The following is a 21108-nucleotide window of genomic DNA, read 5'->3' as shown; positions in this document are numbered from 1 at the left end:
GCCCCATCCACCCGCGAGTAGGGCGATCGCTGGCACACCCACTAGTGCTCCCGCTGTGGTACTGCTCAATAGAACGGCAGCACGTTGGGCTGGCGCAAGGACATGTCTGCCGGTAGATGTGTTGAGCGATATGAATAGGAATGCGGCACCCAACCAGAGGGAGCATTGCGGTGAGATGGCATGGTCGGATGTGAACAAAAGTTGTGTAACGAGTGATCCGGTTAGCGAGATTGAGACAAGACCCAGCGCGCCCAGCACCAGATGGGCCAAGAGAGCTCGCCTCATCCGGGCACGCTCGCTGCCATCGGCTGCGGCGGCAATCCAGCCCTGCAGAGTGTTTCCAAGCGCTGTAATTCCGTAACAACTGAGTCGGTAAAGCCTGTCGCCCGATGTGAACTCGGATGCCTGACTCGTCGTTGAACTAGCGCCTGCCAACGGAGCGCTGGCTGAGGAGTACATTGTGCCAAGGAACTCGGTGATGGTCGCCTTACGCAATGCGGCCGCCGTTGGACCGCTCATGGGTCGTTCGACTCGTAACCCGCCAGTCAACGCCCCGAGCTTGCGCGCGAAAAGCAGAACCCCCAAGGCAGAACAGGCTGCCAAGAGGGCAGGGTAGACCTCAGTGGGCGCGCCATAAATGACCAGCACGCTTGATCCGACGGTTCCGAGGACTCGCGGCAGGATGTCGAACTTAGCAGCATCTATCGGGCGACCCAGCCCAATGTTGTACCACATAGGCGATAGCCCGTTCGCCGAGATGGCTATGCAGTTCAGGACACCGAAAAGTACTGCACCGTGACAAATATATCCGGTGACCATGCAAGCTAGAGGTGTGACCAACAGCCAGGATTTGGTCCGAACTGCTAAAGAACGTCGGTACACGGACGGCCGTAGAGGTGGCGCCGTGCGACCGATGAAACTGGGTCCGAGAAGCGAATATCCACACGCGATCACGCTAGCGGCGACCGACCCGACGCCTTGACCAATGGCGAGAGCCGCCCACTCCGCCTCGCCCGAATGCCGAGCGAGGATAGGTAATAGGAGAAGCGGTGTCAGAATGGACAGAGCCGGTAGCGCTGCAAATCCAAAGAAGACTTTGTGGGGGCGAAATGTGTCAGAGCCCCGCTCGTCTGCAGCAATACGACTACGCAATGCGGTATCTATCGGCCGGCTGGGCGCGCTCGATGAATAGCGCGCTAACCTCCGCGTCGAAGTGCGCCTTCTCTCGCAGGATCGTGTTTCGATAGCTTGCTTGCGCGCGGCGGGCGCCCTCAAGGTCCGCGAAGACGTCTTCAATCATTGTGACTGCGTGTTGTACTGCATCTGGACCGGGGTTGAACTTATGCGATGTCGGAATAGGTACGTCCTGGTCGAATGCAGCAGAGCCCCTTCGGACCGCAAGCGTCACCGCCCCTGCGAGGGCGGCCTCGCGCGGCAGGCGATCTTTCCCGGGATGGTTGCCAGTATCTAGGTATAAGGAGGTTCCGTGAAGCAACTCAAAGACTTGTGACGCAGACATGCCCTGGATTGGACGCCAGTCGATGTCCTCATTGGCAGCGCTGCGTATCTGCTCTAGGAGCGCTGAGCCCTTCTTGGGGTTGTACGCAATAGATCGGGTGTCGGCGGGGCCGTGCATGCCGTCGGTGTCTTCGGGAGCGCGCGTGTAGTCAGACAGCATGGAGCTGATAATCCCGTATTTGATGTTCAAGTACGCCCAAGCGTAGTGGGACTGCGTTGCGTGAAGTGCCCGAGGCAGGACTGCCTGCAAGATCCGGCGCTGGCGGTGGCGCCTACGAAGGTGTCTGGCGCGTTCCCGAGTGAACAGATTCGGCCTTTGATACTGAAAACCGGGCTCGTATCTGACGACCGCAGCGTTGTCGACGCTCAACCACCAGCAGACGGGTGTTGCCTTGGCGAGCCCGACCCCCGGGGCGAAAGAGACCTCGGGAAGAACAACGGCTGTGCCCGAAGCGTCTATCGGAAACGCCTCTTCCGGGCAGTCATATATGTCGTACGCTGCGACTCGAGGGAGATGGGCGGTGTCGGGGTAGGGAACGACGTAGGCTTCAACAGACTGGCGCCGAAGCGAGTCAACAAGCTGGTGCACGGCCTCAGGGCCACCCGTGTGTGAGCCGCGCGGGTAGTAGGCGAAGACTCGGTCGAACATTGGCTCAGCTGCCGCTGTTGATCATGCCTGCGCCAACCGTGACCCCGGTCGCCTCGTCGATGAGGATGAACGAGCCGGTGGTGCGGTTCTTGGAGTAGGGGTCGCACAGCAGCGGCACGGTGGTGCGCAGCTGGACGCGGCCGATCTCGTTGAGGCCGAGCTCCTTGGTGTCCTGGTCCCGGTGCAGGGTGTTGACGTCGAGGCGGTACTGGATGTCCTTGACCATCGCGCGGCCCGTGCGGGTGGTGTGCTTGATGGCGAGCTTCTGGCGCGGACGCAGCGGCTCGTTGGTCATCCAGCAGATCATCGCGTCGATGTCCTGCGACGGCTTGGGCGCGTTCTTGGGCCGGGCGATCATGTCGCCGCGGGAGACGTCGACGTCGTCCTCGAGGTGCACGGTGACCGACATCGGCGGGAAGGCCTCGGAGATCTCCTGGTCGAAGAGCTCGACCCTGGAGATGGTCGAGGTCATGCCGGAGGGGAGGACGACGACCTCGTCGCCCTTCTTCAGCACGCCGCCGGCGACCTGGCCGGCGTAGCCGCGGAAGTCGTGGTACTGGTCCGACTTGGGGCGGATGACGTACTGCACCGGGAAGCGGGTGTCCACGAGGTCGCGGTCGGAGGCGACGTGGACGTGCTCGAGGTGGTGCATGAGCGTCGGGCCGGAGTACCACGGGGTGTTCTCGGAGCGGTTGACGACGTTGTCGCCCTGCAGCGCCGAGATCGGGATGACCTCGAGGTCGGGGATGTTGAGCTTGGTCGCGAAGGTCGTGAACTCGCGGTGGATCTTCTCGTAGACCTCCTCCGACCAGTCGACGAGGTCCATCTTGTTGATGGCCAGCACCAGGTGGGGCACCCGCAGCAGGGACAGCAGCACCGCGTGGCGACGCGACTGCTCGGTCAGGCCCTGGCGGGCGTCGACCAGCACGAGACCCAGGTCGGCGGTCGAGGCGCCGGTGACCATGTTGCGGGTGTACTGGATGTGCCCGGGGGTGTCGGCGATGATGAACTTGCGGTTGGGCGTCGCGAAGTAGCGGTAGGCCACGTCGATGGTGATGCCCTGCTCACGCTCCGAACGCAACCCGTCGGTCAGCAGCGCGAGGTCGGTGTAGTCGTAGCCCTTGGACTGCGAGGTGGACTCCACCGCCTCGAGCTGGTCCTCGAAGATCGACTTCGAGTCCAGCAGCAGCCGCCCGATGAGGGTGGACTTGCCGTCGTCGACCGACCCGGCGGTCGCGAACCGCAGCAGGTCGGCGTTCTCGGTGACAGCGGCAGCTTCCTCGCCGGCGGTGGTCTTGACGTCGGCCATCAGAAGTAGCCCTCCTTCTTGCGGTCTTCCATGGCTGCCTCGGAGAAGCGGTCGTCACCACGGGTGGCGCCACGCTCGGTGACGCGGGCCACGGCGATCTCTTCGATGATGGCTGCGGTGTCCTTGGCTTCGGACTCCACGCAGCCGGTCTGGGTGCGGTCACCCACGGTGCGGAAGCGGACCATCCGGGACTCGACCTTCTCGCCAGCCTTGGGCTGGATCTCCGGGCCGACCGAGAGCAGCATGCCGTCGCGCTCGATGACCTCGCGCTCGTGGGCGAAGTAGATCGAGGGGATCTCGATCTGCTCGCGGTGGATGTAGCTCCAGATGTCGAGCTCGGTCCAGTTCGACAGCGGGAAGATCCGCATGTGCTCGCCGGCGTGGATGCGCCCGTTGTAGAGGCTCCACAGCTCGGGGCGCTGCATCTTGGGGTCCCACTGACCGAAGTCGTCGCGGTGGGAGTAGACGCGCTCCTTGGCGCGGGCCTTCTCCTCGTCGCGGCGACCGCCACCGAAGGCGGCGGTGAAGCCGTTCTCCTCGATGGCACCGAGCAGCGTGCCGATCTGCATGCGGTTGCGGCTGGTCTTGCCGTCGTCGACCACGTGACCGGCGGCGATCGCCTCGTCGATGGTGGCGACGATCATCCGGGCGCCGAGCCGCTCGACCCACGAGTCGCGCGTCGTGAGCACCTCGTCGAAGTCCAGGCCGGTGTCGACCTGCAACAGCGGGAACGGCAGCTTGGCCGGGAAGAACGCCTTCTCCGCCAGGCGGAGCATGACGATGGAGTCCTTGCCGCCCGAGAACATCAGGACCGGCTTCTCGAACTCGGCAGCGACCTCACGGAAGATGTGGATCGACTCGGCCTCGAGCTGGTCCAGCTGACTCAGCTGGTAGTCGACGTGGGTGTTGGTCATGGCGTAGCAAGGACCTCTCTCGGGGACAGCAGCCCTCATCGTAGCCACGGCGGTCCGCGCGGCGAATTCGCACGACCGCGTGGTGTCGGACAGACTCGGCCGAATGAGCCGCACCCTTCGACTCGTTCCCCGCTCACGCGCGCGTCAGCGAGTGCTGCCCGGGCTCCTCGCCGTGGCCTGCGTCACGGCCGCCTGCTCCTCGGCCGGCGACGCCAGCCCCCCGTCGTACGAGAAGAGCGACGCGGTCGACGTGCAGGTCCTGCCCCAGCTGGCCGCGACCGGCGAGGACACCGAGGCCGCCGACGACGCCGACTGGGTGGTCGACGCCACCATCGGTGATGTCGAGAAGGGCACGGCCGTCACCCTCTACGCCAAGACCGACGGTGGTGGCTGGGAGTCCGTCTCCGAGGGGGAGACCGGCAAGGACGGCACGGTGGCCCTGACCAGCGACGTCTCGGGCGACCTGCTCGTCATCGCCGGCAAGGGCGACGACGCGATCGGTGCGGAGGCGTCGACCTCGGACGCGCCGGAAGCGAGCTTCACCGACGACTTCGACGAGGACTCCGTCGACGAGCCCGACGGCGCGTGGCACACGCGCGACCAGGGCTTCACCGGCGTCCGCACCTGCTCCCGCGCCGACGCGAGCGGCTCCGAGGTCGGCGACGGCGTGCTGAAGCTGACCGTGCTCGAGGACCCGAAGGGCGGCGAGTGCCAGCTGCCCGGCCGCCGCAAGCGCTTCCCCCAGCGGCTCAACGGACATGTGGGCACGCAGGGCCGCTACGACTTCACCTACGGCTTCGCGGCCGCCCGCATCAAGACGCAGTCGGCGCGCGGCCAGCACGCGGCGTTCTGGATGCAGAGCGTGGCCGGCCAGAAGCCGCTGGGTCCGAAGGAGGGCGGCGCGGAGATCGACATCATGGAGTACTTCGGCGACGAGCACCCCGAGGGTGGCCTGACCAGCTTCACCTACTTCCTCGACAAGCAGGGGAAGAAGCAGACCGTCGGCGGCTGGCTCCCGGACGTCGAGGAGCTGGGCGACGACTGGTCCGAGCAGTACCACGTCTTCTCGGTCGAGTGGACCCCTGAGGAATACGTCTTCCGCATCGACGGCCGCGTCACCCAGCGCCTCGAGGGCGTGACCTCAGGTCAGCCGGAGTTCCTCATCCTGTCGCTGCTGTCGTCGGACTACGAGCTGCCGCGCTTCAACGGCAAGCTGCCCGAGACCATGGAGGTCGACTGGGCGCGGGTCTGGGAGACCGGCCCGCAGTAGCCCCGCCTCAGCGGGTCATCCGCACGAGAGCGTCGTGCGGACGACGTCGCCACCGGTCTTGACGCCGGGGGTGGTCCGCAGCTCGAGCGCGTCGGCGCCCCCTGTGGGACCGGTCATCCGCCACGTGACCTCGACCTGGGCCTGCGGGTCCAGCCACAGCGGCACCTTGGCCACGGGACGGCCGCGGTAGGTGGCGAGGTCTTCCTCAGTGGGCTTGCCGTCGATCTCGATGTCGGTGATCTTCCCGCCGACCGGGCCCACGAGGGTGAAGGTGTCGAGCTGCACGCCTCGCGGCACGCCGGACGTGCCGGGGCCGGTGACCGAGACGGGCAGGGACGCTGCTCCGTCGGGGGTGTCGGAGTGCACCGCCAGGCGCCCGGCGACGTCCGCGGTGCCGCCCTCGCAGGAGGTGACCTCGAGGTCGGTGTCGTGGCGCAGGAAGTAGCTCATCTTGGAGCCCGTGGAGTCGTTGGCGTAGACCCCGACCTGCAATGGCTCCTGTGCGTCTACCGGCAGCTCGCCCGCGATCCGCGTGCCCGCGAGCTCGGCCTGCTCGTCCTCGTCGAACGAGTGCAGAAGCACCCGGCCTTCGTCCACCCCGTGTGCCAGGGCCTCGATGAGCTCCTTCGCGTCCGCGCCGCCACCCAGGGCGTCCTCGAAGGCAGTCGCTGCCACCTCGGCGAAGAAGGCGTCCTGTGCAGCCCCGTCCTCCGGGAAGCGCAGGTAGGTCTGGTGGAGCAGCTCGTCGACGAAGGTGTCCTGCGTCATCTCGACGTCCCTGACGGTGAACCCGCCCGACGCGCCCACGACGTACGACATCGCTGCGGGGTCGACCGACAGGACGCCGTCGACCCGTCGGCCGGTCTCCTCGGCGAACCGCGCCGCCATCAGCTCGCTGGCACGGGGGAAGTCGGGGATCAACACGGCGTTGCGCATGTCGGTGCCCGGCTGGTCGAACCAGATCCTGCGCTCCTCGGCGGTCAGCGGCAGGATCGGCCGCTCGAGCGTCCCGAAGCCGCCGGACGCGAAGGTCCTGCCCATCGACAGCCGCCCGCGGTCGGCGGTGAGGGTGGTGACGATGCCGGGCATGCCGCCCAACGACCTTGCCTCCGCGGAGTTCTGGAAGATCATGAGATAGGTGCGCCGCTCGTTGGCCCCCAGCATCGTCGGCAGCAGATCGGCACCGCGGGAGGCGACGTCCAGCGCCTGCTCGGCGCGGGTCACCTGGGCGAGGGCGTCGTCGTACGGCTCGCGCACCGGGCCGAGGAGGCCGTCGGCCTCGACCTGGGCGAGCTCGTCGCGGGCCTCCGTCAGCCCCGCCGCTGCCTGCGAAATGGGGCCTGCGGCGTCCTCGATCGGCGCCAGCGGGATGCGGCCTCCGCGCGGCGCGAACGTCGCAGGGTCGAGCCCGGTGTCGACCAGTGGGACCACCGCCTCGTCAGCCACGAGGTCGACAGCACGGGCGACCCGGGCGACCGCGTCGACGTCGTCACCGACGAACGGCAGCGCCGACAGCACGTGCCACGTCACCGAGTCCGTACGGTCCGCGGCGTCGCTCGCGTGCTCGCGCAGGCGGTCGACCTGCGGCTCCAGGCCCTGGATCTTGCCGGCCTGGAGGTCGTCGGCCACGTCACTCGCGACGTCGCGAGCGGACTGCAGGTCGTCGGCGACGAGCCAGGCCTGGACGGCGGCCCAGCCGGCTGCAGCGACGACAGCCACGGCCAGCGCGGCCATCGGCCGGCGCCAGCGGCGACGAGGTGCGTCAGGGGAGGACATCAGGATCACCGACCGTCAGACACGCAGACGGCGCCCACCCGCATCGCGGGTGAGCGCCATCGCAGAGGTTGAAGAGGTTCGAACGCGGATCAGCGCGTGACGCGGAAGAACGTGCTCGTCCGGTAGCTCTTGAACACCGACGTCGCCGGAGCGGTGGCCACGATGCGCACCTTGTAGCCGCTGGGACGGAGGTCGCGGAACTTGAAGGTCAGGGCATCGCCGGAGAAGTAGCGCTCGACGCTGCGCACGAGCTTGTCGTCCTTGCGGCGGATCACGTTGACCTGGATGTCGCCGCGCGGCGTGGCGTTGCCCGCCGAGAACCAGTTGACGCGGACGCGGACCGTGTTGCCCTTCTGGACCGGGGTGTTCGTGGTGACCGTGCACGTGGTCTCGACGGACTGCGGGTAGGGGTCGGCGGCGTTGGCCGCCGGCGCCACCAGCGCGACACCCAGGGCGAGCGCGGACGTGGCGAACAGAGAAGCGAGCTTCTTCATGAAAACAGGGTCTCCCGTGTGAGTTGGCGCGGAACCCCACGTCCCACGTCCGTTCAGGCCCCGAGGCTACGAGGACTGCGCCCCTGTAAGGGGTCGTTTGACGAGAACGGTAGTCGACTTGCCCCGTCCCGACGCACTTTCCGCACGCATTGAGATGTTGGCCACCTTTGAGGGGGTGGGAGGTGGGGAGTCAGGGGCTGTCGAGCACGAGGGTGATCGGACCATCGTTGACGCTCTCGACCCGCATGTCGGCGCCGAAGCGGCCCTTCGCCACCTGCGCGCCGAGGCGTACGAGCTCGGCGCACACCGCGTCGTACACCGGCTCGCTCACCGGGCCCGGCGCGGCGGCCTGCCAGGTGGGACGGCGGCCCTTGCGCGCGTCGCCGTACAAGGTGAACTGGCTGACCACCAGCACCGGTGCGCCGACGTCGCTCGCGCTCTGCTCGTCGCGCAGCAGGCGCAGGTCCCAGATCTTGCGGGCCGTCCACGCGACCTCGGTCGGGCCGTCGTCGTGGGTGACGCCGAGGTAGACCAGGAGGCCCGGCCCGTCGATGTGGCCGACCACCTCGCCGTCGACCCGGACGGTGGCGGAGAGGACCCGCTGGATCACTGCGCGCATGGTGCAAGGATGCCGCCATGTCTGACGCTCTGCTGATCACGGTCGCCCCCACCGGGGCCGAGACCGCCAAGGCCGACTGCCCGCAGCTCCCCACCACCCCGGAGGAGATCGCGCGCACGGCGGCCGAGTGCGAGGCGGCCGGCGCCGCGATGATCCACCTCCACGTGCGCGACACCTCGCACCAGCCCACGCTCGACCAGGGGCTCCTGCGGGAGTGGGTCGCCGCCGTGCGCTCGTCGTCGTCGCTCGTCGTGCAGCTGTCCACGGGCGGCTCGGTGCACGACCCGCTCGACGAGCGGCTCAAGGTGCTCGACGCGTCACCGGACTCCTGCTCGCTGACGATGGGCACCACCAACTTCGGCGACGACGTCTTCCTCAACCCGTGGCCCTTCGTGAAGGACCTCTACCAGCTGGCGCTCGAGCGGGGAGTGGCTCCGGAGTTCGAGCTCTTCGACCTCGGCCAGGTGCACGCGCTCGGTCGGCTCTTCCGGGAGTACGGCGTCCCGGCCGGCGGCCGCGCGCACGTCGACTTCGTGATGGGCGTCCCCGGCGGGATGCCCGGCACCGCCCCCGCGCTCGTCGCCGGCGTCGCCGCCCTGCCGCCCGAGGTGACCTCGTGGTCGGCCACCGGCATCGGCCGCTCGACCCTGGCGGTGGCGATGGCCTCGCTCTCGATGGGCGGGCACCTCCGCGTCGGCATGGAGGACGTGCTGACGATCAGCCGTGGCGTACCGGTCGAGTCCAACAGTCAGCTGGTGTCTCGCGCGGTCGAGCTCGGGCGGATCGCGCAGCGTGAGCCGATGTCGCCCGCGCAGTGCCGTGAGCTGCTCGGACTGGGCTGACGACTGCGAGACGGACGGGGCGCCCCTGTCCGCCCGCGAACATGCGGCCGACCACCACAGCCAGGGGGAAGGACAGCACTATCCAGCCCGTGACCGCGAGCGCAACCGAGAGCAACATGCGTGAGTGGTACCCACCCCGCCCGGGGCTTACACCTGTTCCGGCTCAGGTGCGGCGACGCCTGCCGGTGAGGGCAGCCTCGGGCTCCTCGACGGGGGCGTAGCCGTAGCCGTACCCATAGCCGTTGGACGCCTTCTTGGCGGGTGTCAGGTTGACGACGACTCCCAGTGTGGTCGCGTCGACCGACTCGAGCCGGTGGATGGCGGTCGAGAGCTGGTCGCGGGTGGTGCGGCCGTGGCTCACCACCACGACGGCGCCGTCGGCTCGCGTGGCGAGCAGCGCCGCGTCGGTCACCGGGAGCAGCGGAGGGGCGTCGAGGATCACGATGTCGTAGCGCGAGCGCAGCTCGAGCAGGAGCGTCTCCATGGCCTGGGACTGCAGGAGCTCGGAGGGGTTCGGCGGGATGTGGCCGCACACCATCACGTCGAGGGACGTGTCGGCGTAACGCTGCATGACGTCCTCGGCGCTGACCTTGCCGATGAGGACGCTCGTCGTGCCGATGGCGCCGTCGAGCCCGAGGCGCTCGGCGATCTGCGGCCGGCGCAGGTCGCACTCGACGAGCGCCACCTTCTGCCCGGCCTGGGTCAGCGTGACGGCGAGGTTGACGGCCGTCGTGGTCTTGCCCTCGCCCGGGATGGAGCTGGTGAGCACCAGCACCTTCTGGTCGTGGTCAACGTCGACGTACTGCATGTTGGTGCGCAGCACGCGGAAGGCCTCGGCCCACGGTGTCGCCGTGGCCAGCACCTCGTGGGGCGCTCGCTTCGCGCTGGCGTCCTGGAAGATGGTGCCCAGCACGGGGGCCGAGGTGAGCTCGGCGACGTCCTCGGAGCTCTTGAGCGTCGTGTCGAGGAGCTCGCGGGCGACGGCGAGGCCGATGCCGAGCAGGAGGCCGAGCACGGCTGCGAGGGCGAGGTTGCGCGCCGGCTGGGGCGACACGGGTGCCTCCGCGACCTGGGCGTCGTCGATGAGGGTTGCCTTGACGACGGCTGACGCGGTCCCGCGGGGAGTCTCGAGCTCCTCGACGAGGAGCTGCAGCTGCTCTGCGTACGCCTGGGCGATGTCGCGGGCCCGCTCGGGGTCGGCGTCGGTGGCGGTGATCTCGAGGAGCACGGTCTCCGGCACCGCCGATGCCGTGACCTGCTCGCGCAGCTCAATGGCTTCGGCGTCACCGAGCTCAGCCGCCACGCGCTCGGCCAGCTGGTTGCTGGTGACGAGGTCGGCGTAGGAAGCGACACGCTGGGTGGCGAAGAGGTTTCCCGTGTAGGCGCTGTTCTCGTCGGCCTGGCTGGTCGAGACGAAGATGCGGGTGTCCGACGCGTAGAGCGGGGTGACGGTCCACGTCCAGAGTGCGGCGACAGTGAGCACCACCAGGACACTTCCGAGAACCAGCCGCCACCGTCGTCGGACGGTGCGCCAGTAGTCCTGCAGCTCCACGCGAAATCCTCTGCTCGTCAAAGAAACATTGACGAGCCTAAGCGACGGCCCCGCGGCGTCCGTCATCTCGACAGGTCACGGACGGCCCCAGGTGACCAACACCACCGATCGTGGTCCTCCCTCAGGTGGGGAGATGCGTCGCGACCCATCCCGCGAGCAGGCAGAGAACGCCCGCCACCGTCCAGAAGGCCACCGCCACAGATCGCGTCATGAGCCCAGTGTCAGCGCTCTGGATGCTCGCTGTGCCCACGAGAGATCCACTGCTGGGACACGGGATGAGGGTTCTGGTGCCGGGCGAGACCGCACTGTCGCCCCGATGCGATGGGCCGTGGAGCGTCCACAGGGCGGCTTCTCAGGGGCTTCTCCACAGGCGTTCGGGGTGTGAGGTGCACGTGTCGGTGATCCGCTGGAGGGTGGAGGCATGTCAGCCCTCCAGTACTCCGAACAGCACCGGGTCACCGCCCTGGCGCGGCGGTTGCGTGAGGAGCTGACGGCTGTCGCGGGTGCTCCGTTGTGGTCGATGTCTGCAGCCGAGGCGGGTGACGCGCTGGTGCTGCTGACCGAAGCCCGGAGCCAGCTCGACTCCGTGCTCATGGAGGTCCTGCGCCACGCCGAGACCGTCGGCACCGGCAGCGAGTCCGGTGCCACGAGCGCGACGAACTGGTGGTCGCACCAGACTCGTACGACGCGTGCGGAGGCGCACCGGCTGGCCCGGCTGGCCGCCGCGCTGGAGGAGCACGAGCCGGTCGCCACGGCGCTGGCTGCCGGGGAGCTGCGCAGCGACCAGGCGCGTGTCGTCGTGGATGCGGTCGACGCCCTGCCCGCCGACGTCGCCGCCTGGGTGCCGGCGGCAGCTGAGGCCTTCCTGCTCGACCAGGCTCGCGAGCACGACGCCAAGGCGCTGCGAGTCCTGGGCCGTCGGGTGCTGGAGGTCATCGACCCCGCTGCCGCCGACCGCGAGGAGGCCCGACGTCTCGAGGCGGAGGAGGCCGACGCCCGCGCTGCGGCGTCGTTCACCATGGTCGACGACGGCCACGGCCGCTCCCACGGCCGGTTCACCATCCCGACCCTGCACGCCGCGATGCTGCGCAAGCACCTGATGGCCACGGCCCTCGGGTCACTCGAACCCTGCAGCACCGCGGCCGGCACCGCTGAGCCCTCTCCTCCGGAGCCGAAGCTCTCGCGGCACCGGTTGGGGCTCGCGTTCATCGACTACCTTGAGACCCGTCCCGAGGACACCGTCCCCTCCGCGGGCGGCGTAGCGGCCACCGTCGTGGTCACCATGGAGCTCGAGACCCTGCTCGGCGGCCTCAGGGCCGCCTCGCTCGACACCGGCGACAAGATCAGCGCCGGCGAAGCCCGCCGCCTCGCGTGCCGGGCCGGGATCATCCCCCTCGTGCTCGGCGGTCCGTCCGTAGTCCTCGATGCCGGTCGCAAGAGCCGCTTCCACTCAGAGACCCAACGCATCGCGATGGGCATCCGCGACGGCGGCTGTCGAGCCGCCGGCTGCGACGCACCACCCGCCCTCTGCCAGGCGCACCACAAGGTCGAGTGGTCCCGTGGCGGCGGGACGAGCGTCGACGGCGGCGAGCTCTACTGCCCCCCACACCACCACCTCGTCCACGACCCCGCCTACGAGCACACGCTCGACAAGCACGGCAAGGTCAGGTTCTCAAGGCGGACGTAGGTTGAGTGCCGCGCGTCTGGAGCGTCGAGATCGCCGAGCGACCTCGCGCAATACCGATGCGGGCGTCGCTCGCCACAGGCACAGTGGCATCCCTGCTCACACGCGCCCGGCACAGGAGTCTCGTATGCCATCGACAGCTCACGACCCTGAGGCGCCCCAGTGGGCTGGCTGAGGCGGACTGCAACACCGCCGCGGCACCGCCCCAGTGGCGCCGACCCGGTCTCCGCCGCGCTCGCAGAGTGTGCCGCGGGTGGTCCGCTCGTGCCGCGCTTCGACGACCTGGAGCCAGTGCTCGACGAGCTGCCCACCTGGTTCTCCGTCACCGCCGACACCACCCTCGACGGGTTCGACACCTTGGTCAGCTTCGACGACGAGATCCACACCTACTGCGATCCCGCAGAGGACGGCCTCGAACAGGCCTTGGCCGCCCAACCCGGCATCGCGGAGGTGTTCGCCGAGGACCGTGGGGTGGTGTACCTGGCCACTCGGCTCCACCTGGACGACGTCGCGGCCGCGGTGATCCGCGCCGTCGTCGAGGTCAACCGGACGCCTCGCCCGGTTCCGACGCTCGCGGGCGAGGTCACCGACGAGCAGGCCTTGGCGGTCGCCGACGCGGTGGCACCGCTGATCACTGCCTCCGGTTTCACGAAACGGACAGACGGACGCTACTTCCACCGCGACTGCGGAGATGGCGTGGTGCAGGTGCTCTTCGTGTCCCGCGGTCTCGGCGAGCTGACGGACGGCACCTCACTCCGCGACAAGATCTGGCTCTTCCACGGGGTCTGCGTCCCCGAGGCCCAGCGGCACCCGATGCCGGACGACCCGGCACGGGTCCCGCCGGCCGACGCAACGCTGTCGTCGTCGACCCACACGTCACCCGACCCCGCGGCGGTTGCCGAGGCGCTGCGGGCGACGGTGCTGCCGTGGCTGGAGGGCACTGCCGGGCGGGATGCTCTTGCCGCGTGGGCCACCGGCGACCCGGAGCGGATCTTTCCGCCTGTGCAGCGGCCCCTGTTCGCCCGGCTGTTCACCGAGTGGGGCCACACCACCGCGGCCCGAGCGGTCCTGGACCACCTGGACCGGGACTGGCCGTCGCTGACCCGGGAGCGCGACGCCCGAGAAGCCCGGGCCGCCCTCGACCACCCGTGACCCGGACCGCCGTCGGCGCCCGTCACCCCTGCAGCGGCAGTGGCACCACGTGGACGGCGTCGTGGTCGTGGTTGGTGATCAGCAGCATCCCGTCGACGGCGGCCGCGCTGGCGCTGCCGGGCGGCAGCTCGATGAGGTGCGTGACCGCGCGCGTGCGCGGGTCGATGCGCGCCACAGAGTTGTCCGTGCGCAGCCACACGCCGCCGGCGCCCACGGTGAGGTCGCCGCCGCCGATGCGGAGGCCGGTCACCGCGATCTGCTCGGCCTTCCCGCTGCGCGCGTCGATGCGGGTGACCGAGCCGTCGCCCTGGTCCATCACCCAGACCGCACCGAAGCCCACGTCGAGGAAGCGTGGCGACGGTCCGACCGGGATGCTCGTCCACTTCTGCGTACGCAGGTCGAGGCGCTCGACGGTGTGGTTCGACGTGGGCACCCACAGGGAGCCGTAGCCGGCGCGCACCGCGACCGCTCCGTCCGGACCGGGGATCTCCTCGACCACCTTGCTGCCCTCGACCACCGCGATCCGGGGCTCCGACGGCTCCACGAGGACGTACGCCCGGCCGTACGCCGCGCCCACGACTGCCTCGGCGACGGGGCTGGCGGGCAGCTTCACACGCGCACGCTCTTCTCCGGTCGCTGCGTCGAGCCGCAGCAGCAGGCTGGGGGTGAGGCTCGGCACCAGCACGTCCGGTCCGTCGTCGGCGAGGGCCTGGACGACCGCTCCCCGCACCTTGACCTTGGCCGTGATGCGGCCCTGGGCGTCGTACCTCACCGCGCCCGGCGCGACGCCGGACACCCAGACGCCGTCGCCGGCGGCCACCGCGAAGTCGGCGAACGGCTCGGCGGGGAGCGTGCGGCCCCGGACGGCCTTCAGGGTCAACGGCTTCGGTAGGTCGCCCGCGGACAGGTAGGTGGGCGACGGGGTCTCGCTCGGGGAGCTGGCCGAGGAGCTCGACGACGGCGAGCTCGAGGGTGAGGGGCTGTCCGGCTCGGCCGGGTCGCTGCACGCGGTCACCGCGATCGCGAGGCCCGCGATCACGGCTGCCGCACCCCGTCGTGCCCCCATGGACGGATGTTCCTCTGTCAGGGAGACCCGTGCAACGCGTGTCTGGACCGGCCCAGCGACGGGCAGGAAATGGAGCAGCGGCACGACCCTGGGGGAGGGTCGTGCCGCTGTAGTGCGTTGGGTCGGGCTGGTCCTCTCGCGGTGTGGGGTAACCCGTGCTCGAGTGGGGGTTGGAGCACAGGCGTGCGATCGGATGCCCAGCGGAACGCGGCCGCTCAGGCCTTCAACGTCACAGCAACCCCAACTGTTACGGGGTCACCGAAACTTTCTTGCTCAGGCCGGCGCGGGGGCCTCGGTGGTCTCCTGCGCGGCCTCGCACGTGGTGAGGCGCTCCTGCGCCTTGGCGAGGCGCTGCTGCTGCGCGCGCTTGGTCACCTTGGTCTCGTCGCGGTCCTGCTTGGCGTCGGCAAGTGCGCGACGGGCCTCGGCCTTCTCCTGGCCGGCCTCGGCCTCGGCCACGACCTCCTTGACCTTCGCGACGCGGGCCTGCTGGCGGGCGAACACGGCGGTGACCCGCGCGAGCGCGGCCTCGGCCTTGTCGACCTTGGTCTGCTGCTCGGCGCACGGAGCCGTCGTGGGGGCTTCGTCGGCGCTGGCTGCGGACACGGTGAACCCTCCGCCGAGAGCAACCGCCGCGGCGGTGGCCACACCTGCGATGCGGATGGAGACAGACATGTAGAACCCTCCTGGATGACGGCGTGGCCCTTTTCGCCACGCCTCGTCACCACTACAGCGCCGCAGGGCCTCCACCTGTTACACCCGCCCCACCTGGCACAGGGGTCTCAGTCGCGCTCGACCTTCTTCATCCCGACGAGCCCGGGGCGGTAGTCGGGGTCCTCGAGCTGGGCGATGGTGGGCGAGCCGAACATCGGCAGTCCCTGGCCCTTGCGCAGGAAGCCCCACACGATCGGCAGCACCAGCAGCACGGCGAGGCCGACGCCGGCGATGAGGATCGGGTGGGTCTCCTCCTTGCCCAGCGGCGCCCAGCCGGCCTTGTCGAGCAGCGCGACGCCGCTCATGGTCAGCACGACGACGATGCCGCGGCGGATGAAGGACTGCGGCACGCGCGGGGCGATGGCCGACCCGATCAGCGTGCCGGGCACGGAGCCGAGGACGAGCGGGATGAGGATGCCCCAGTCGAGGCCGTGGAGGGCGATGTTGGAGATCGCGGCGGCAAGGACGAGGGGTACGGCCTGGACGAGGTCGGTGCCGACGAGCTTCACCGCGGAGAGGCCGGGGTAGAGCATCAGCAGGGCGATCATGATGACCGAGCCCGAGCCGACGCTCGTGACGCCGACCAGCAGGCCGCCGAGCGCGCCGACCAGCAGGGTCGGGACGGGCCGGATCGCCGGGTTGTCGTCGGGGTGCTGGCCACCGCGGACCCGCAGGAGGTTGAGGTAGAGGCGCAGGGCGTACGTCGCCGCGGCCAGCAGCAGCGCGAAGCCGATGCACAGCTTGAGGGTCTCGTCGATGTCCTCCGGGTCGACCACCCACGAGACCAGGTGTGGCCCGAGCAGCGCCATCGGGATCGACCCGAGCATCAGCCACTTGGCGAGCTGCATGTTGGGCGAGCCCTCGCGCTTGTGCACGATCGCGCCGCCGGTCTTGTAGACCGCGGCCGCGGTGAGGTCGGCGGTGACGACCGTGGCCGCCTCGCCGACGCCCAGGAAGATCAGCGCCGGCGTCATCAGCGCGCCGCCGCCCATGCCGGTCAGCCCCACGACGATGCCGACGATGAAGCCGGCCGCGAGGATCGACAGCGCGGTCAGGGTCAGGAGGTCATCCATCGGTGCCACCCGCCAGTCGCGGGACGATCACGCTCAACATTCTCGACATTGTGTCGGCTGCCGTCGCAGCGGCCACATCCCCGCGCCGGTAGGGGTCGGCGATGTCGTGCTCGGGACGCGCCGGCGTACGCCGTGCCGCGGCCGCCTCGACCAGCGCCCGCCCCCTGAGCTCGGGGTGCTCGGCGACCGAGGCGGCGAACTGGCCGACGGTGAAGACCTTGCGGAAGTGCTGGGGGAACTCCTCGAGGATGAAGGTCCGGTGGGCCGACTCCGCGGTCAGCACGACGTCGGCCTCGGCCATGATCTCGCGGGTCAGCCGCCGGCTGGCGTGCCCGGCCGCGGCAGCGCCGCCCGGCAGCAGCGGCACCATCGCCTCGTCCATCGCCCGGGCGTCGAAGCCGTGCGTCCCGGCGCTGGCGAAGACGACGTCCGCGCCCTCGCCGGCCAGCGACCGGGCGGTGAGCTCCAGGAAGGGGGAGCGGCTGATGTTGGCGGTGCAGACGAAGAGCACCCGCAGCGGCTCGCTCACGTCCGGTCCTTGAGGTGCAGGTAGCCCGCCTCGTCGAGCGCGGCCAGGACGTCGCCGAGCGCGTCCTCGATGGTGCGACCGGTGGTGTCCACCCGGACGGCCGGTTCCTCAGGGACCTCGTAGGGGGACGAGATGCCGGTGAACTCCGGGATCTCGCCGGCCCGCGCCTTGGCGTACAACCCCTTGCGGTCGCGGCGCTCGCACTCCTCCAGCGGGGTCGCGACATGGACCAGGAAGAACGCGCCGCCGGCGGCCTCGACCATCTCCTGCACCTGCTCGCGGGTCTCGGCGAACGGCGCGATCGGGGAGCAGACGGCCACGCCGCCGTGCCGGGCGATCTCGGCGGCCACCCAGCCGATGCGGCGGATGTTGGTCTCGCGGTCGGCCTTGGAGAAGGTGAGCCCGGCGGACAGGTGGCGGCGTACGACGTCGCCGTCGAGGCTCGTCACGCTCCGGCCGCCCTGCTCGAGCAGCAGGTCCATGAGGGCGCGGGCGAGCGTCGACTTGCCGCTGCCGGAGAGGCCGGTGAAGAAGAGCACCAGGCCCTGCTCCTCGGGCTCGGGGCGGTCCTCCTCGACGATCGCGGCGATCGCCGCTGGATACAGGTCTCGTGACGGGCGCTGGGCGCCCTCCTCGACCAGCGGTGAGGGGTCGGCGAGGGCGTGCACGGGGTCGGGTCCGGCGTAGGTCGCCACCACCTGGGCACCCAGCTCGTGGTCGACGTCGGCGTCGCCGTGCGACGGGAGGGGTACGGCGACCACGCGGGCGTCGTCGAGCAGGTCGGCCGCGGCGAGCGAGGCGCGGACCAGCGCGGTGGGGGAGAGCGCGGAGGTGCCGGTGCCCATGAGGGCAACCAGGACCACCCGGCCGAGGTCGCGGAGCTCCGCGAGCTCGGCCTCGGTGAGCGCGTCGACGACCGGCACCCACGTGGCCCCGGCGTGCTGCTCGCGCGCCTGGACGGGGGTGAGGTGCAGCCGGCGGAAGGGGCCGTACTGTGCGTGCGTCAGCGGCTCCAGCGTCCCGTCGGCCGAGACGCGGGCGAGCGGCAGCCCCTCGGGGTCGACCAGCTCCGCCTCCTCCACCCCGTCGGGGAGCGCGAGCGTCACGGCGCTGCCGGGCTCGTTGAAGCGGGTGAGGGGCGCGTAGGCACCGGAGACGAGGAGCTCCAAGTCGTCGAGCTCGGTCGGCGTGGGGCAGTGCTGGATCACCCGCGCATCCTCTCACCACGCCGGTGGGTAGCCTGCGGGCCATGCCTGCCGCTGCTTCTGTCGTTGGTCTGCCCGTCGTGGCCGAGATCGTCCGCTCGGGCTTCGTCGAGGGGCACCACTACGGCTCGGTCGTGGCGCTCGCCGCCGACGGCTCGGTCGACTGGTCGGTCGGCGAGGTCGACGTGCCGGTGCTGCCGCGCTCGAGCAACAAGCCCATCCAGGCGCTGGCGATGGTCGAGCTCGGCCTGGACCTGCCGCCGGAGCTCATCGCGCTGGCCTGTGCCTCGCACTCGGGGGAGCCGTTCCACATCGAGGGCGTACGCCGCACGCTCGCCTCCGCCGGGCTGGACGAGTCGGCGCTGCAGACCCCGCCGGACTGGCCGCTCGACGACACCGCCCGTGAGGCGGTCATCCGCGCCGGCGGCGCCAAGTCTCCGATCCTGATGAACTGCTCCGGCAAGCACGCCGCGATGCTCGCGACCTGCGTGCTCAAGGGCTGGGACGCCGCGACCTACCTCGACCCGGCGCACCCGCTCCAGCTCGCCATCCTCGACACGTTCGCCCGGCTCACGGGCGAGCCGGTGACCACGATCGCGGTCGACGGCTGCGGGGCGCCCCTGCTGTCCACCTCGCTCGTCGGGCTGGCCCGGGCCTTCTCGACCCTGGCCACCGCCACCGACGGCCCGGAGCAGAGGGTGGCGGACGCGATCCGCCAGCACCCGGCGTACGTCAGCGGCACCACCCGCGACGAGCTCGCCCTGCACAAGGCGATCCCCGGGCTGATCGGCAAGGCGGGCGCCGAGTCCTGCTACGCGATCGCGCTCCCCGACGGCCGCGCCTGGGCGCTCAAGACCGACGACGGCGCGCCCCGCGTGCGCCCGGTGCTGATGGCCGAGGCGCTGCGCCGCTCGGGTGTGCTCGACGAGCCCGGCGTGGACGCCGAGGCGGTCGCGTCAACCGGGCAGCTGGTCCTGCTCGGTGGGGGACGACCGGTCGGGGAGATCCGCGCGACCTTCTGAGAGCGTCCGCTCCCTGACCTGGACGAAGGCGACGGCCAGCACCGCACCAGCGAGCGCGCCGAGCGTGTTGGACACGACATCGGCATGGGTCGCCGAGCGCGCGGACAGGAAGACCGCCTGGAACGCCTCGACGCCGAACGACGCCACGAAGCCATAGGCAGTCCAGTCGCGCCACGTCGGTCGCGGCCACAGCAGGCTGCCCAGGAAGCTGACCGGGACGAACGCCACGACGTTGAGGGCGAACTCGGTCTGGCCCGTGACCACGGCGGGTACGCCGACCGCGTCGCCGGCCCCCGCGAGCGTGCCGACCAGCCACGACGGGCCCGCCGCCGACGGCGCGAGCAGCGTCACGACCAGCAGCGTGACCCACGCGCCCAGCAGCACCACCACGACCTTGCGGTGGGCGGCCGACAGGGGCGGGGCGGACATGGTCAGATCCTAGGCGGGAGTGGCAGGCTTTACCTGCCAGCAGCCTGCTAGCACCCGAGAATTCAGTCCGGATCGGGTGTTTGTGAGGTCTCTCACCGCGTATGAGTTTGTGTTTGCTAACTCCAGTTAGCACAATGGAGACATGGCCAAGGACAAGAGCACCAAGACGAGCAAGGCTGTCGTCGGCTCCCTGGGCACCCTGGGCGACTACCTCAAGGAGCAGCGCCTGGCCGCCCAGCTCTCGCTGCGACAGCTCGCCGACCAGGTGGGCGTCAGCAATCCCTACCTGAGCCAGATCGAGCGCGGCCTGCGCAAGCCGTCGGCCGAGGTGCTCCAGCAGCTGGCCCGGGCGCTGCGGATCTCCGCGGAGCAGCTCTACGTGCGCGCCGGCATCGTCCACCCCGACCCGGGGCACGGCGGTGGCGTCGAGCTCGCCGTCCTCTCTGACCCCGGCCTCACCGAGCGCCAGAAGCAGTCGCTGCTCGACGTCTACGCGTCGTTCCTGGCGCTCAACGAGCGCGACACCCCGAACCCCGAAGCATGATCACCCACCAGAAGGAGCACGACATGGCCACCACCAAGTTCGACATCAAGACCGAGGCCCTCAAGCCCGTCCTCGCCTACGTCGGTGTCACCGACCTGGCCGTCGAGGTCGTCCGCGACGCCGTCGCCGACGTGCAGAAGCGCGTCGCCGACCTGCAGAAGTTCGACGCCAAGGCCACCGCCAAGGCCCGCCGCGCCGCCATCGAGGCCCGCGTCGCCGAGCTGCAGGCCGAGGCCAAGGCGTACCCCGTCAAGGTCACCACCCAGGTCTCCACGCTGGTCGACGAGAACGTCGCCGCCGCCAACGCGACCTACGCCGACCTGGTCAAGCGCGGCGAGTCCCTCGTGACCCGCATCCGCCGCCAGGAGTCGACCACCGCCACGGTGAAGTCGGCCAAGACCACCGCCGCCAAGGCCAAGACCACCGCGACCCAGGCCAAGGAGGCCGCCGAGGCCACCGTCGCCGCCGCGGACAAGAGCGCCGCGACCAAGGTTGCCCCCAAGCCGAAGCCGACCGCCAAGAAGGCCACGCAGAAGGCTGCCGGCAAGAAGGCCGCCGCGACCCGCGCGCGCAACACCGCCGCCAAGAAGACGGCCACCGCCCAGAGCAGCGCGAAGGCCACCGCCACCGCTGCCGCGACCACCGCGACCAACGCGGTCAAGGCCGCCGCCGACGCCGCCGAGAAGGTCGGCGACTGAAGAGCGCACGCCGATGACGACCAGCTGATGCTGTTCTGACACCGAGACC

The 21108-nt window shown here is 70.0% G+C and carries 19 protein-coding genes and 1 pseudogene; 7 read left to right on the top strand and 13 right to left on the bottom strand.

The annotated features are described in order from the left end of the window. Nucleotides 1-1144: 1144 nt before the first annotated feature. The 3 genes and pseudogenes from ACS3YM_RS14970 to cysD all read right to left on the bottom strand — a co-directional run bounded on the left by ACS3YM_RS14970 (nucleotide 1145) and on the right by cysD (nucleotide 4390). On the bottom strand, nucleotides 1145-1708 hold the full coding sequence (locus ACS3YM_RS14970) for a hypothetical protein (RefSeq protein ID WP_439937225.1): 564 nt from the start codon (nucleotides 1706-1708) through the stop codon (nucleotides 1145-1147). A gap of 478 nt (nucleotides 1709-2186) precedes the next feature. Next, a pseudogene (gene cysN / locus ACS3YM_RS14965) lies at nucleotides 2187-3476 on the bottom strand (sulfate adenylyltransferase subunit CysN); the annotation flags it as partial. Then, nucleotides 3476-4390 carry a sulfate adenylyltransferase subunit CysD gene (cysD, locus tag ACS3YM_RS14960; RefSeq protein ID WP_439937224.1) on the bottom strand — a complete coding sequence of 305 codons (915 nt, stop codon included), beginning with the start codon at nucleotides 4388-4390 and terminating at the stop codon, nucleotides 3476-3478. The gene cysD and the pseudogene cysN, both read right to left, overlap by 1 nt. A gap of 103 nt (nucleotides 4391-4493) precedes the next feature. On the opposite strand from cysD, the gene ACS3YM_RS14955 reads away from it, so the two are divergent. Further along, nucleotides 4494-5660, top strand: a complete 1167-nt coding sequence (locus ACS3YM_RS14955) for a glycoside hydrolase family 16 protein (RefSeq protein ID WP_439937223.1) — start codon at nucleotides 4494-4496, stop codon at nucleotides 5658-5660. Nucleotides 5661-5675: 15 nt separating this feature from the next. Here ACS3YM_RS14955 and ACS3YM_RS14950 read toward each other — a convergent pair whose 3' ends face one another. The 3 genes from ACS3YM_RS14950 to dtd form a co-directional block, all read right to left on the bottom strand. Further along, a complete protein-coding gene (locus ACS3YM_RS14950) occupies nucleotides 5676-7436 on the bottom strand; it encodes a DUF4012 domain-containing protein (protein ID WP_439937222.1) in 1761 nt (586 codons plus the stop codon). An 89-nt stretch (nucleotides 7437-7525) separates the two neighbouring features. Beyond that, entirely contained in the window at nucleotides 7526-7930 is a 405-nt protein-coding gene (locus ACS3YM_RS14945) for a hypothetical protein (RefSeq protein ID WP_439937221.1), read from the bottom strand. Between the two features lie 190 nt (nucleotides 7931-8120). After that, nucleotides 8121-8549 (bottom strand): D-aminoacyl-tRNA deacylase, encoded by a 429-nt coding sequence (gene dtd / locus ACS3YM_RS14940; RefSeq protein WP_439937220.1) that lies wholly within the window; start codon nucleotides 8547-8549, stop codon nucleotides 8121-8123. 17 nt (nucleotides 8550-8566) lie between these two features. Here dtd and ACS3YM_RS14935 point away from each other — a divergent pair, with 17 nt between their 5' ends. After that, the gene (locus tag ACS3YM_RS14935; RefSeq protein WP_439937219.1) at nucleotides 8567-9391 is read left to right on the top strand and encodes a 3-keto-5-aminohexanoate cleavage protein; all 825 of its coding nucleotides are present in this window, start codon (nucleotides 8567-8569) and stop codon (nucleotides 9389-9391) included. A 163-nt stretch (nucleotides 9392-9554) separates the two neighbouring features. Here ACS3YM_RS14935 and ACS3YM_RS14930 read toward each other — a convergent pair whose 3' ends face one another. Next, nucleotides 9555-10943: a polysaccharide biosynthesis tyrosine autokinase gene (locus ACS3YM_RS14930; RefSeq protein WP_439937218.1), complete on the bottom strand. Its 1389-nt coding sequence runs from the start codon at nucleotides 10941-10943 to the stop codon at nucleotides 9555-9557. 421 nt (nucleotides 10944-11364) lie between these two features. Between ACS3YM_RS14930 and ACS3YM_RS14925 the strand changes: the two genes are divergently transcribed. Both ACS3YM_RS14925 and ACS3YM_RS14920 read left to right on the top strand, forming a co-directional pair. Next, nucleotides 11365-12630, top strand: a complete 1266-nt coding sequence (locus tag ACS3YM_RS14925) for a DUF222 domain-containing protein (RefSeq protein WP_439937217.1) — start codon at nucleotides 11365-11367, stop codon at nucleotides 12628-12630. A gap of 261 nt (nucleotides 12631-12891) precedes the next feature. Beyond that, nucleotides 12892-13779 carry a hypothetical protein gene (locus ACS3YM_RS14920; RefSeq protein WP_439937216.1) on the top strand — a complete coding sequence of 296 codons (888 nt, stop codon included), beginning with the start codon at nucleotides 12892-12894 and terminating at the stop codon, nucleotides 13777-13779. A gap of 22 nt (nucleotides 13780-13801) precedes the next feature. Here ACS3YM_RS14920 and ACS3YM_RS14915 read toward each other — a convergent pair whose 3' ends face one another. The 5 genes from ACS3YM_RS14915 to cysC all read right to left on the bottom strand — a co-directional run bounded on the left by ACS3YM_RS14915 (nucleotide 13802) and on the right by cysC (nucleotide 18369). After that, entirely contained in the window at nucleotides 13802-14845 is a 1044-nt protein-coding gene (locus ACS3YM_RS14915) for a hypothetical protein (RefSeq protein ID WP_439937215.1), read from the bottom strand. Nucleotides 14846-15118: 273 nt separating this feature from the next. Continuing rightward, nucleotides 15119-15520, bottom strand: a complete 402-nt coding sequence (locus ACS3YM_RS14910) for a hypothetical protein (RefSeq protein ID WP_439937214.1) — start codon at nucleotides 15518-15520, stop codon at nucleotides 15119-15121. A 107-nt stretch (nucleotides 15521-15627) separates the two neighbouring features. Then, complete coding sequence (locus tag ACS3YM_RS14905) at nucleotides 15628-16632, bottom strand: sulfite exporter TauE/SafE family protein (RefSeq protein ID WP_439937213.1); 1005 nt, start codon at nucleotides 16630-16632, stop codon at nucleotides 15628-15630. Further along, on the bottom strand, nucleotides 16625-17161 hold the full coding sequence (locus tag ACS3YM_RS14900) for an arsenate reductase/protein-tyrosine-phosphatase family protein (RefSeq protein WP_439937212.1): 537 nt from the start codon (nucleotides 17159-17161) through the stop codon (nucleotides 16625-16627). Before ACS3YM_RS14900 ends, ACS3YM_RS14905 begins: the two co-directional genes overlap by 8 nt. After that, on the bottom strand, nucleotides 17158-18369 hold the full coding sequence (gene cysC / locus ACS3YM_RS14895; RefSeq protein WP_439937211.1) for an adenylyl-sulfate kinase: 1212 nt from the start codon (nucleotides 18367-18369) through the stop codon (nucleotides 17158-17160). The genes ACS3YM_RS14900 and cysC overlap by 4 nt, the downstream gene beginning before the upstream one ends. 41 nt (nucleotides 18370-18410) lie before the next feature. Here cysC and ACS3YM_RS14890 point away from each other — a divergent pair, with 41 nt between their 5' ends. Beyond that, entirely contained in the window at nucleotides 18411-19388 is a 978-nt protein-coding gene (locus ACS3YM_RS14890) for an asparaginase (protein ID WP_439937210.1), read from the top strand. Here the strand turns inward: ACS3YM_RS14890 and ACS3YM_RS14885 are convergent. Further along, nucleotides 19323-19817 carry a VanZ family protein gene (locus ACS3YM_RS14885; protein WP_439937209.1) on the bottom strand — a complete coding sequence of 165 codons (495 nt, stop codon included), beginning with the start codon at nucleotides 19815-19817 and terminating at the stop codon, nucleotides 19323-19325. The genes ACS3YM_RS14890 and ACS3YM_RS14885 overlap by 66 nt on opposite strands. Before the next feature lie 142 nt (nucleotides 19818-19959). Between ACS3YM_RS14885 and ACS3YM_RS14880 the strand changes: the two genes are divergently transcribed. Beyond that, nucleotides 19960-20361 (top strand): helix-turn-helix domain-containing protein, encoded by a 402-nt coding sequence (locus ACS3YM_RS14880; protein WP_439937208.1) that lies wholly within the window; start codon nucleotides 19960-19962, stop codon nucleotides 20359-20361. Nucleotides 20362-20384: 23 nt separating this feature from the next. Beyond that, nucleotides 20385-21059 carry a hypothetical protein gene (locus ACS3YM_RS14875; RefSeq protein ID WP_439937207.1) on the top strand — a complete coding sequence of 225 codons (675 nt, stop codon included), beginning with the start codon at nucleotides 20385-20387 and terminating at the stop codon, nucleotides 21057-21059. Nucleotides 21060-21108: the final 49 nt, after the last annotated feature.

This window comes from Nocardioides sp. N13(2025) (assembly GCF_051912545.1).
GTDB lineage: Bacteria > Actinomycetota > Actinomycetes > Propionibacteriales > Nocardioidaceae > Nocardioides.
This window is presented reverse-complemented; position numbering and strand designations above follow the sequence as displayed.

Excerpts from the sequence above, each read along its gene's own strand:
- ACS3YM_RS14875 (WP_439937207.1), top strand. The coding sequence starts at position 20,385 with ATGGCCACCACCAAGTTCGACATCAAGACCGAGGCCCTCAAGCCCGTC.
- ACS3YM_RS14910 (WP_439937214.1), bottom strand. The coding sequence starts at position 15,520 with ATGTCTGTCTCCATCCGCATCGCAGGTGTGGCCACCGCCGCGGCGGTT.
- ACS3YM_RS14880 (WP_439937208.1), top strand. The coding sequence starts at position 19,960 with ATGGCCAAGGACAAGAGCACCAAGACGAGCAAGGCTGTCGTCGGCTCC.
- ACS3YM_RS14905 (WP_439937213.1), bottom strand. The coding sequence starts at position 16,632 with ATGGATGACCTCCTGACCCTGACCGCGCTGTCGATCCTCGCGGCCGGC.
- cysD (WP_439937224.1), bottom strand. The coding sequence starts at position 4,390 with ATGACCAACACCCACGTCGACTACCAGCTGAGTCAGCTGGACCAGCTC.
- dtd (WP_439937220.1), bottom strand. The coding sequence starts at position 8,549 with ATGCGCGCAGTGATCCAGCGGGTCCTCTCCGCCACCGTCCGGGTCGAC.
- ACS3YM_RS14955 (WP_439937223.1), top strand. The coding sequence starts at position 4,494 with ATGAGCCGCACCCTTCGACTCGTTCCCCGCTCACGCGCGCGTCAGCGA.
- ACS3YM_RS14935 (WP_439937219.1), top strand. The coding sequence starts at position 8,567 with ATGTCTGACGCTCTGCTGATCACGGTCGCCCCCACCGGGGCCGAGACC.
- ACS3YM_RS14885 (WP_439937209.1), bottom strand. The coding sequence starts at position 19,817 with ATGTCCGCCCCGCCCCTGTCGGCCGCCCACCGCAAGGTCGTGGTGGTG.
- ACS3YM_RS14915 (WP_439937215.1), bottom strand. The coding sequence starts at position 14,845 with ATGGGGGCACGACGGGGTGCGGCAGCCGTGATCGCGGGCCTCGCGATC.
- ACS3YM_RS14950 (WP_439937222.1), bottom strand. The coding sequence starts at position 7,436 with ATGTCCTCCCCTGACGCACCTCGTCGCCGCTGGCGCCGGCCGATGGCC.
- ACS3YM_RS14945 (WP_439937221.1), bottom strand. The coding sequence starts at position 7,930 with ATGAAGAAGCTCGCTTCTCTGTTCGCCACGTCCGCGCTCGCCCTGGGT.
- ACS3YM_RS14925 (WP_439937217.1), top strand. The coding sequence starts at position 11,365 with ATGTCAGCCCTCCAGTACTCCGAACAGCACCGGGTCACCGCCCTGGCG.
- ACS3YM_RS14890 (WP_439937210.1), top strand. The coding sequence starts at position 18,411 with ATGCCTGCCGCTGCTTCTGTCGTTGGTCTGCCCGTCGTGGCCGAGATC.